Below are 9,402 nucleotides of genomic sequence, written 5' to 3' on the forward strand. Positions count from 1 at the left end.
CCCCATCCGCTGGCCCGCTCGTCCCCCATCTGCTATGGCTTCGGCCTTTCCGATCCGTGGCATTCTGGGCAGCATGACCGACACCGTCCCCCCCTTCCTGAACGTCGCCCATTCCCTGTCCGGCAAGCGCTGGCAGGCGCGGCCCTACGACGAGCGGCTGGCCTGGGGGCTGGCGCAGGGGCGGGGGCTGCCGGAGATCGTCGGGCGGGTGCTTGCCGCCCGCGGGGTGACGGAGGAGGCGTGCGACGGCTTTCTGAACCCGACGCTGAAGGCGCTGCTGCCCGACCCCTCCCGCTTCAAGGACATGGACGTCGCGGCGGAGCGCATCGCCCGCGCGATCATGGACGGTGAGCCGGTGGCCGTCTTCGGCGACTACGACGTGGACGGCGCCACCTCCTCCGCGCTGCTGCGGCGCTTCTTCCGGTCGGTGGGGGCCGACCTGCGGATCTACGTGCCCGACCGCATGAAGGAGGGCTATGGCCCCAACGGCCCGGCACTGCTGCGTCTGAAGGCCGAGGGCGTGCGGCTGGTGGTGACGGTGGATTGCGGGATCTCCGCCTTCGCGGCGCTGGATGCGGCGGCGGAGGCCGGGCTGGAGGTGGTGGTTCTCGACCATCACGCGGCGGAACCGCGTCTGCCGCCGGCCGTCGCCCTGGTCAACCCGAACCGGCTGGACGAGGACGGCGCCTACCGCACGCTGTGCGCGGCGGGGGTCACCTTCCTGGCCGTGGTGGCGGTGAACCGGGCGCTCCGCGGCGCAGGATTCTACGCGGGCCGCAACGAGCCGAACCTGATGGAGTGGCTCGACCTCGTGGCGTTGGGAACGGTGTGCGACGTGGTGCCCCTGACCGGGCTGAACCGCGCCCTGGTGGCGCAGGGGCTGAAGGTGATGGCGCGGCGCGCCAACCCCGGCCTGTCCGCCCTGTCCGACGTCGCCGGGGTCAAGGAGAAACCGGACGCCTACCACGCCGGCTTCGTGCTCGGCCCGCGGGTCAACGCCGGCGGGCGGGTCGGCGCCTCGGACCTCGGGGCGCGGCTGCTCTCCACCGACGACCCCATGGAGGCGATGGAGCTGGCCCAGAAGCTGGAGGCCCACAACGCCGAACGCCGCGCGGTGGAGCAGGGCGTTCTCGCCGACGCCATGGCCCGGCTGGAGGAGCACGCCGAGGAGTTGGCCGAGTTGGTCTTCGTGGCGGGGGAGGGCTGGCATCCGGGTGTGATCGGCATCGTCGCCAGCCGCCTGAAGGAGCGTTACAGCCGCCCCGCCTGCGTCATCGCCCTGGAGGAGGGGGCGGACGGCACGGTGATCGGCAAGGCCTCGGGCCGCTCGGTGCGCGGGGTCGATCTCGGGGCGGCGGTGATCGCCGCGCGGCAGGAGGGGTTGCTGATGGCCGGCGGCGGGCACCGTATGGCGGCGGGCTTCACCGTGGCGGGAGACAAGCTGGCCGCCCTGCAGGCCTTCCTGACCGGCCGCGTCGCCGAGCAGGTGGCCGCGGCCCCGCTGGTGCCGACGCTGGAGCTGGACGGCGCGTTGTCCGTGGGGGCAGCGAACACGTCCCTGGTGGACCGCCTGAACCAGCTCGGCCCGTTCGGCACCGGCAACGCGGAGCCGCGCTTCGCCGTCACCGACGCCCGCGTGGTGCGGGCCGACGTTGTCGGGGCGAATCACGTCCGCTGCATTCTTCAGGGCGGCGACGGCGCCCGGCTGAAGGCCATCGCCTTCCGCGCGTTGGACAGCGAGATGGGAAAAGCCCTGCTGATGGGCCGCGGATCGCCCTTCCACCTCGCCGGCGTTCTGCGCATTGATCGCTGGAACGGGGCTGAGGGAGTCCAGCTCCTGATCGACGACGCCGCACCCTCCCAATCCATGTGAATGCAAACAAATTCGGAGCGGAGACCATGCATAGGGGGCATACGCGAACGAGGTAGAAAGGCGTTGGAAAAAACGCTTGCGCTCGGCCCGCCATCCCATTAGTAATCCCGCCACGCCAACGACGTCCCCATCGTCTAGAGGCCTAGGACACCGCCCTTTCACGGCGGCGACAGGGGTTCGAATCCCCTTGGGGACGCCACCTTCTCACAGGTTGGCACCAGTTTCGAAAGCTCAGCCCTTGGCTGAGCTTTTGTCGTTTCGGGCGTCATTTGCCCGATGCCTTTGCCGGCTGCGGCCGACCCGTTCGCCGCGCCCCGTTCGCCGCGATGTGGGCGCCGGCTTTTGCCACCCGCCGAAATAGCGTCAAGGGGCGGTTTCCAGGGGTGGCTCCGTGGACTAACGTTCCTCACGCCCTTCGAAGGGGCCAAGGGAACGGGAGACATCCATGACCTTTCCGACGACACGCCTTCCTTCGGGAACCGCCGTTCCGGTGCTCGGCCAGGGCACCTGGTACATGGGCGAGGACAGCCGCGACCGCGCGCGGGAGGCGGCGGCGCTGCGGCTCGGCCTCGACCTCGGCATGACGCTGATCGACACGGCGGAGATGTACGCCGACGGCGGGGCGGAGGAGGTGGTCGGCGAGGCCATCGCCGGGCGCCGCGACGAGGTGTTCCTGGTCAGCAAGGTGCTGCCGATGAACGCCAGCCGTCGCGGCACCGTCGCGGCCTGCGAGCGCAGCCTGAAGCGCCTGCGCACCGACCGCATCGATCTCTATCTGCTGCACTGGCGCGGCAGCCACGACTTCTCCGAGACCATCGCGGCCTTCGACACGCTGATGCGCGACGGCAAGATCGGCCAATGGGGCGTCAGCAACCTGGATCTCCAGGACATGGAGGAACTGGTCGGCGCGCTGGGCGGGGAGGGGGTGCAGACCAACCAGCTCCTCTACAACCTGACGCGACGCGGCATCGAATACGACCTGCAGCCCTGGTGCCGTGGCCGGGGCATTCCGGTCATGGCCTATTCGCCCATTGAGCAGGGGCGGATGCTGCGCCATCCGGAGCTTCGCCGCATCGCCGAGCGACACGGCGCGACGCCGGCCCAGGTCGGGCTGGCCTGGCTGCTGCGGCAGGACGGGGTGATCGCCATCCCCAAGGCGTCGGACCCCGCCCACGTCCGCGACAACAGGGCCGCCGCCGATCTGCGGCTCGACGAGCAGGATCTCGCGGACCTTGACCGGGCCTTCCCGCCGCCCCGCGGGCCGCGCCCGCTGGAGATGCTGTAGCGCGGCGAAGCGCCGCGCTGGCGGTGGCGGACTCGATTTCCCTGGCCGAACGGCCTATGTATGCTGCATTGCGGAATCGGGCATTCCTGAGTCCGCGTGTGGCTCTTCCGGGAATCGAAGCATGCTCGCCATCGTTCTTCTGTCCATGCTGCTGTCGGGCTTCGCCATCGTGGTGGCGCGGATTCTGACCGCCGAGGTCGCCACTGCCGGCATGCCGGTCCGCGATCCATGGTCGCCCCGGCATCTCCGCCGGGTGAAGAAGGCGCGCAAGGCGCAGGAGGAGATCGAAGGCGGCCCGTCCTGGGCGTCGTTCCCGCGCGGGCTCTGACCTCTCCCGAAGACCTTTTCCCCACAAGAAAATCGGGCCGGGAAATCTCCCGGCCCGATTGCGTTCGGGTGCTGATGGTGCGTCCGGTGCCTTACTGGGCCGGCTCCGCCGCCAGCTTCGCGGCCGGCAGGCTCTCGTTGATCTGGCGGGCGCGCATCGGCTTCAGGACGAAGATGGCCAGCAGGGCGGCGATGCCGTTCACCGCGGCGGCGAAGAAGAACACCGCCTGCCAGCTGCCGGTCGAGGCGACCGCCACGTTGGCGAAGGGAACGACCAGCGACGCGGTGCCCTTGGCGGTGTACAGCAGGCCGGCGTTGGTGGTGGCGAACTTCGAGCCGAAGGAGTCGCCGCACAGCGCCGGGAACAGGCTGTAGATCTCACCCCAGGCAAAGAACACCAGACCCGTCAGGATCACGAAGGCGACGGGGTTGTGGCCCCACTGGTTCAGCGCCAGGATGCCGACGCACTCCAGGGCGAAGGCGATGAACATCGTGTTCTCGCGGCCGATGTGGTCCGACACCCAGCCGAAGAAGGGGCGGGTGACGCCGTTCAGCACGCGGTCGATCGACAGGGCGAAGGTCAGCGCCGGCAGGGTCAGACCCATGATGCTGACGGGCACGCCGTCCAGGTGGAAGTCCTTGGCGATCGGGCCGAGCTGGGCCGTCGCCATCAGGCCGCCCGCCGCCACCATCACGAACATGGCGTACATGACCCAGAAGACCGGGGTCTTCAGCATCTGGACCGGGGTGTAGCTCTCGCGGGTCTGCGACACCGACGAGCGGGTGACCTCCGGAACCTGGCCCTTCTTCGGAGACGCCAGGAACCACGCCAGCGCGAGGATCACCGCGCCCTGGCCGATGCCGAAGGTCATGAAGGTGGCTTCATAGCCCGAGGAGTGGATCATGTTGGCGATGGGAACGACCGTGAGGGCCGAGCCGGCGCCGAAACCGGCGGCGGTCAGGCCCGCGGCGAGGCCGCGGCGGTCGGGGAACCACTTCAGCGCGTTGCCGACGCAGGTGCCATAGACGCCGCCGGCGCCGATGCCGCCCAGCGCCGCGCCCAGATAGAGCATGGCGAGCGAGTCAGCCACCGAGTTGACCGCCCAGGCCACGGCGCAGAGCACGCCGCCGATCAGGACGACGATGCGCGGGCCGAACTTGTCGACGAACCAGCCTTCGACGGGAACCAGCCAGGTTTCCATGACGACGAAGATGGTGAAGGCCACCTGGATGGCCGCACGGCCCCAGCCATGCTTCTGGTCGATGGGCTCGACGAACAGAGTCCAGCCATACTGCAGGTTCGCGATCATCGACATGCAGATGACGCCGATGACGAGCTGGAACCAGCGGCCACCGAGGGGCCCCTTCGGGGCCTCCGTGAGGGCTTGGTGCATTTCTCTCCTCCTAGAAGCGATCTCTTTGCGAAGCGGTCTTTTGCTTTTTTGAGTCGGGTTGTTTTTGTTCTTTGACCGGAGGCGTTCCCGTGGTGTGCCGGGTCGTCTCCATCGCCTTGGCTTGACCGTGGAACCGGCCGCTTGGTGTGGGCGGCTTAAGCTCGCGGGATGAGCGTTTTTGGCATTAGAGATATGGTATGCCAGATACAGTTTCCGGCGCAAGCTGTTTGTCAGCGTAACAAACAGACCCGACATGCGAGGGACGCTCTACCGCGTTCGAAGGCGCTGATAGCCCTTGCAGAGATAGGGGTTCTTATGCCTGGACGGTGGCGGTGCTGACGGTTCGTCAGCAAAGCGATTTGGCCCATTCTGGTATCTGGTATACATATAAGACAAGAGCGCGCGTCGATTCGGGATGGTCTGCCGCTTCTGCGCCGTCGTGCGATCGACCAGCTTCAAATCATCGGTACAGCGGAGGAGAGGACTCGATGACCACCGCCATTTTCACCCATCCGGACTTCCTGGCGCACGACACCGGCCCGGGGCACCCGGAGCGTCCCGAGCGAATCGCCGTGGTGTGGGAGGTTCTGAACCGCGACGAGTTCCGCAATCTGCCTCGCTTCGAGGCCCCGGAGGCGGAGGTCGAGCAGCTGCGCTGGGTGCATGACCCGGCCTATGTGGACGCCGTGCTGAACGCGGTCCCGGACAGCGGCCATGTCCGGCTGGACGCCGACACCGTGCTGTCCCCCACCTCGCGCTCGGCGATCCTGCGGGCCGCCGGCGCGGTCTGCGCGGCGGTGGACGCGGTGCTGGACGGGACAGTGAAGAACGCCTTCTGCGCCGTCCGCCCCTGCGGCCACCACGCCGAGCCGGCCCGCGCCATGGGCTTCTGCGTCTTCAACAACGTGGCGGTCGGTGCCGAGCACGCCCGCAAGCGGCGGGGCCTGACCCGCGTGGCCGTGGTCGACTACGACGTGCACCACGGCAACGGCACCCAGGCCATGTTCTGGGACGACGCCGACCTGTTCTTCGCCTCGACCCACCAGTCGCCGCTTTATCCCGGTACCGGCTCGATGAGCGAAACCGGAGTCGCCGACAACATCGTCAACGCGCCGCTGCCACCCCACTCCGGGACGGTGGAGTTCCGCCAAGCGATGGAGCGCCGCATCCTTCCCGCGCTGGAGGAGTTCAAGCCGGAGCTGATCCTGATCTCCGCCGGATTCGATGCCCACGCCCGCGACCCGCTGGCGTCGCTCAACTTCACCGGCCCGGATTTCGAGTGGGGGACCCGCAAGCTTGTGGAAGCGGCGGACCGCCTGTGCGACGGCCGCGTCGTGACAGTGCTGGAGGGTGGCTATGACATGGTGGGGCTCGCCGAAGGCTGCGCCGCGCATCTCCAGGCTCTGATGCGCGCCTGACCGGGGCTCGGACGGCGAATCCCAGGCGATTTCGAGGGACTTTGCGCAGCTGCGTCATAACGTCGGTTGCTTCCTGCACGGATTATCTGGTATACCAAATACCAGAGAGACGAACAGAGTCCCTCGAACACACAAAAAAACGGGAGTTACGCACGATGGACCAGCGGATCGCCGAACAGAACGCCGCTCAGAACGCTGCCGGCCAGCACACCATCGAGATCACCCTGGCGAAGACCGACGCCGACATCGCCGACAGCTACGCGGTGGTGAAGGAACTGCGCACCCACATGACCGACGCCGACGCCTACGCCGCCCAGATCCGTCGCCAGATGGAGGACGGCTACAACATGGCCCTCCTGCGCATCGACGGCGAGGTGGCCGGCTGCGGCGGCTTCCGCGTTCACGAGACGCTGTCGCGCGGCCGCTATATGTATGTTGAGGACCTGGTCACCTCGCCGAAGCACCGCTCCTTCGGTCTGGGCGACAAGCTGTTCGATTGGCTGGCCGGTCAGGCGCGCGAAAAAGGCTGCGCCCAGATGGAAATCATCTCCGGCGTCCAGCGCGGCGACGCCCACCGCTTCTATCACCGCAAGCGCATGACCGTTAAGGCGTTCCAGCTCGTCCTGCCGCTCACCTGATCCCACGCACCGGATGGACCCGCGAACCGGGCGTCCGGACGGGCCGGGCGTCCGGTTTTCCATGCTCGAACTTTCGTTGGAAAACCCAGGATTCTCGCCCGATTCCGGATCATGCCCCTCCCTCGACAGGGTCTATTTTGCCAGTTGACATCTGGTATCTGGTATACCAAACTCCGTATTTGTTCGGTGTGCTGATTGATTGGGGTTACTGCAAAGGCTGCGCGGCGCGTGGCCGATAATTGGGGGAGAGGAAACGGGTTATGAAGATCTGCATCTTTGGGTCCGGGGCCATCGGCGGGTATCTGGGTGTGCGTCTCCACCAGGCCGGCGCGGATGTCAGCCTCGTGGCGCGCGGCGCCCATCTCACGGCCATGCGTGAGAACGGCGTGAAGCTGATCGTCGGAGAGGAAGAAACGGTCGTCCACCCCCGCTGTACCGACAACGCGGCGGAACTCGGCCCGCAGGACTACGTCATTATCGGTCTGAAGGCCCACTCCGTTCCCAGCGTCGTCGACGCCATCCAGCCGCTGCTCGGCAAGGACACCGCCGTGGTCACCGCGGTCAACGGCATCCCCTACTGGTACTTCTACAAGAACGGCGGCGAGTTCGAAGGCCGCGTGCTCGACACCGTCGATCCGGGCGGCATCCAGTGGAACGGCCTGAGCCCGGAGCGTGCCATCGGCTGCGTCGTCTACCCCGCGACCGAAGTCGTCGAACCCGGCGTCATTCAGCACATCTACGGCGACAAGTTCTCGCTCGGCGAGCCGGACGGCAGCCAGTCCGACCGCGTGAAGAAGCTCAGCGCGGCCATGGAGGCCGGCGGCCTGCGCGCCCCGGTGCTCGACCGCATCCGCGACGAGATCTGGCTGAAGCTGTGGGGCAACCTCTGCTTCAACCCGATCAGCGCGCTCACCCACGCCACGCTGGACGTCATCTGCTCCGATCCGGAGACCCGCGCCGTCGCCAAGGCGATGATGCTGGAGGCCAAGGAGATCGGCGACCGTCTGGGCGTGCATTTCCGGGTGGATGTGGAGCGCCGCATCAACGGCGCCGGCGCGGTCGGCGCGCACAAGACCTCGATGCTCCAGGATCTGGAGCGCGGCCGTCCGATGGAGATCGATGCGCTGCTGTCGGTGGTTCAGGAGATGGGCCGCATGGTCGGCGTGGCGACTCCGACCATCGACGTGGTCCTGGCGCTCGTCCGCCAGCGCGGCGAGATCGCCGACTGCTACACCCGCCCGCAGCGGGCATCGTCCGAGGCCGCCCCCGCGGTCGCCGCCCAGTAGGGCGGACACCGTCCGGCCCCGCACACAGAAACCAACGCCCCCAACGACGAAGCGAAGCAACGCCGAGGGGCCGGACAATCGCTTCACAGGAGGAGCGTCATGAGGGTTGAAGACATTCTCCGCCGGAAGGGGACGCGCATCGGCACGGTGCGCATCAACGAAACCGTGGAAACGGCGTTGCGTCTTCTGAAGGCGGAAAACACCGGCGCGCTGGTGGTCAAGGACGTTTGCCGCACCGAAGGCAACACGGTCGTCGGGGTGATTTCCGAACGCGACATCGTGCGCAGCCTGACCGACCGCGGGCCGGGGATCCTGTCCCTGCCGGTCACGGCAGTGATGAGCCACCATCCCGTCTGCTGCACGCCCGGGGACTCCGTTCGTCACGTTCTCCAGCTGATGGACGAGCACACCATTCGCCACATCCCCGTCCTGGACGGCGCCTCGCTGGTCGGCGTGGTCAGCGTGCGCGATCTCATCAAGGCGCAACTCGACGCCGCCCCGCCGGACGCCGAACCGGGCGAGGTCGTCAGCTATCCCGTCGCCGCGGCCCAGTGACGAACGACGGCGCCCTTGGGCAGTTGTGTCCGGGGCAGCCTTCCCATGACGGCGGCGGAGCGGCTACCCGCGTCCATCTCGGGTGACCGCTCCGCCGCCCCGCGGGCCTGACGCCGGACACCGCCTCGTCGCTGGCCGGCATCGACATCATTCGAGAATTTGACCGGCGGGCCGCCCGCCGAGGCCGCCCGCCGTCGAGGCCGGAGCGCTGACGCCTCGTCCTGCCGATTGCTTTGGGAGGCAATCAACAACTATGAAAATCGCCATACCCAGGGAGCGGCGCGCGGGCGAGAATCGCGTCGCGGCGTCTCCGGAAACCGTCAAGAAGATCAAGGGTCTCGGCCTCGACGTCGTGGTCGAGACCGGCGCCGGTCTGGGCTCGAACCTGCCGGACCGGGTCTATCAGGACGCCGGCGCGGAGATCGCGCCGGACGCCGCGTCGGCGCTGGCCGACGCCGACATCGTGCTGAAGGTGCAGCGCCCGCTGCTGGCCGGGGAGGGGGACCTCGACGAGCTGGCGCTGATCAAGCGCGGCGCGCTGCTGTTCGCCATCCTCAACCCCTACAACAGCCGCGACCATGTGGCCGCCTACGCGGCGGCCGGGGTGAACGCCTTCGCCATGGAGT

The 9,402-nt window shown here is 67.9% G+C and carries 8 protein-coding genes, 1 tRNA gene and 1 pseudogene; 9 read left to right on the top strand and 1 reads right to left on the bottom strand.

Translation table 11 applies throughout. From position 1 onward, the window contains the following. Positions 1-73 precede the first annotated feature (73 nt). The 4 genes from recJ to GBZ26_RS01870 all read left to right on the top strand — a co-directional run bounded on the left by recJ (position 74) and on the right by GBZ26_RS01870 (position 3,486). Positions 74-1,873 carry a single-stranded-DNA-specific exonuclease RecJ gene (recJ, locus tag GBZ26_RS01855; RefSeq protein WP_174437341.1) on the top strand — a complete coding sequence of 600 codons (1,800 nt, stop codon included), beginning with the start codon at positions 74-76 and terminating at the stop codon, positions 1,871-1,873. Between the two features lie 123 nt (positions 1,874-1,996). Next, positions 1,997-2,072: transfer RNA gene (locus GBZ26_RS01860), tRNA-Glu, on the top strand. A 246-nt stretch (positions 2,073-2,318) separates the two neighbouring features. Next, the gene (locus tag GBZ26_RS01865; protein WP_174437342.1) at positions 2,319-3,158 is read left to right on the top strand and encodes an aldo/keto reductase; all 840 of its coding nucleotides are present in this window, start codon (positions 2,319-2,321) and stop codon (positions 3,156-3,158) included. A gap of 121 nt (positions 3,159-3,279) precedes the next feature. Continuing rightward, positions 3,280-3,486: a hypothetical protein gene (locus GBZ26_RS01870; protein ID WP_114859934.1), complete on the top strand. Its 207-nt coding sequence runs from the start codon at positions 3,280-3,282 to the stop codon at positions 3,484-3,486. Positions 3,487-3,577: 91 nt separating this feature from the next. On the opposite strand, the gene oxlT is transcribed toward GBZ26_RS01870, so the two are convergent. Next, positions 3,578-4,879, bottom strand: coding sequence for an oxalate/formate MFS antiporter (oxlT, locus tag GBZ26_RS01875; protein WP_174437343.1), 1,302 nt, complete (start codon positions 4,877-4,879; stop codon positions 3,578-3,580). Positions 4,880-5,367: 488 nt separating this feature from the next. Here oxlT and GBZ26_RS01880 point away from each other — a divergent pair, with 488 nt between their 5' ends. The 5 genes and pseudogenes from GBZ26_RS01880 to GBZ26_RS01900 all read left to right on the top strand — a co-directional run. Further along, the gene (locus GBZ26_RS01880) at positions 5,368-6,297 is read left to right on the top strand and encodes a histone deacetylase family protein (protein ID WP_174437344.1); all 930 of its coding nucleotides are present in this window, start codon (positions 5,368-5,370) and stop codon (positions 6,295-6,297) included. A 155-nt stretch (positions 6,298-6,452) separates the two neighbouring features. Then, positions 6,453-6,935 carry a GNAT family N-acetyltransferase gene (locus tag GBZ26_RS01885; protein ID WP_174437345.1) on the top strand — a complete coding sequence of 161 codons (483 nt, stop codon included), beginning with the start codon at positions 6,453-6,455 and terminating at the stop codon, positions 6,933-6,935. Between the two features lie 260 nt (positions 6,936-7,195). After that, complete coding sequence (locus GBZ26_RS01890; protein ID WP_035673330.1) at positions 7,196-8,221, top strand: 2-dehydropantoate 2-reductase; 1,026 nt, start codon at positions 7,196-7,198, stop codon at positions 8,219-8,221. 99 nt (positions 8,222-8,320) lie between these two features. Further along, on the top strand, positions 8,321-8,776 hold the full coding sequence (locus tag GBZ26_RS01895; protein ID WP_174437346.1) for a CBS domain-containing protein: 456 nt from the start codon (positions 8,321-8,323) through the stop codon (positions 8,774-8,776). 253 nt (positions 8,777-9,029) lie between these two features. Continuing rightward, positions 9,030-9,402: pseudogene (locus GBZ26_RS01900) on the top strand (NAD(P)(+) transhydrogenase (Re/Si-specific) subunit alpha); the annotation flags it as partial.

The organism is Azospirillum formosense (genome assembly GCF_013340925.1).
Lineage (GTDB): Bacteria > Pseudomonadota > Alphaproteobacteria > Azospirillales > Azospirillaceae > Azospirillum > Azospirillum formosense.